Origin of the sequence: Streptomyces roseoverticillatus (genome assembly GCF_000719265.1) — a bacterium.
Taxonomy (GTDB): Bacteria; Actinomycetota; Actinomycetes; order Streptomycetales; family Streptomycetaceae; genus Streptomyces; species Streptomyces roseoverticillatus.
This window is the reverse complement of record NZ_JOFL01000064.1, coordinates 1-1151: the sequence shown is the minus strand read 5'-3', so window position 1 is coordinate 1151 and position 1151 is coordinate 1. Positions and strand designations below refer to the sequence as shown.

1 pseudogene is annotated in these 1151 nt (G+C 70.5%); it reads right to left on the bottom strand.

Annotated features, from left to right (window positions below):
- Window positions 1-1147: pseudogene (locus tag IF61_RS33075) on the bottom strand (acetyl-CoA carboxylase biotin carboxylase subunit); the annotation flags it as partial.
- Window positions 1148-1151: the final 4 nt, after the last annotated feature.

The following is a 1151-nucleotide window of genomic DNA, read 5'->3' as shown; positions in this document are numbered from 1 at the left end:
CCCTCGACCGTGAACTCCCCCAGCGCACGCGCGGCACGCTGCAGGGCCTGCTCACGGCTGGCGCCGGTGACGATCAGCTTCGCCAGCAGCGAGTCCCACGCCGGACCGATCACACTGCCCGACTCCACACCGGCGTCCAGCCGCACGCCCGGACGGAGTGGCCGCGCAGCGGCGGGTCGTCGTAGCCGAGTTCTTCGCCGTCGGCGATGCGGAACATCTCCCGCACCAGATCGATGCCGGTGACTTCTTCGGTGACGGGGTGTTCGACCTGCAGGCGGGTGTTGACCTCCAGGAAGGAGATCGTGCCGTCCTGACCGACGAGGAACTCGCAGGTGCCGGCGCCTTCGTAACCGGCCTCCTTGAGGATGGCCTTCGACGCGGCATACAGCTGCGCGTTCTGCTCCGCCGAGAGGAACGGCGCGGGCGCTTCTTCCACGAGCTTTTGGTGGCGGCGCTGCAGGGAGCAGTCACGGGTGGAGACCACGACGACGTTGCCGTGCTTATCCGCCAGGCACTGGGTCTCCACGTGGCGGGGCCGGTCGAGGTAGCGCTCGACGAAGCACTCGCCGCGTCCGAACGCGGCGACGGCCTCGCGGACGGCGGAGTCGTAGAGCTCGGGGACCTCTTCCAGGGTGCGGGCGACCTTCAGGCCGCGCCCGCCGCCACCGAACGCCGCCTTGATCGCGATCGGCAGACCATGCTCCCGCGCGAACGCCACGACCTCCTCCGCCCCCGCAACAGGGTCGGGGGTGCCGGCCACCAGCGGGGCGCCGGCACGCTGGGCGATGTGACGGGCCGCCACCTTGTCGCCCAGGTCCCGGATCGCCTGCGGCGGCGGACCGATCCACGTCAGCCCCGCGTCCAGGACCGCCTGCGCGAAGTCGGCGTTCTCGGAAAGGAACCCGTAGCCGGGGTGGACGGCATCCGCGCCGGACTCGGCGGCCGCGGCGAGGACCTTGGCCACATCGAGGTAACTCGTCGCCGGGGTATCACCGCCCAGCGCATACGCCTCATCAGCAACGCGGACATGCAACGCGTCACGGTCCGGATCCGCGTAGACCGCCACACTGGCAATCCCGGCATCCCGGCACGCGCGAGCAACGCGGACAGCGATTTCGCCACGGTTGGCGATGAGCACCTTGCGCACGATG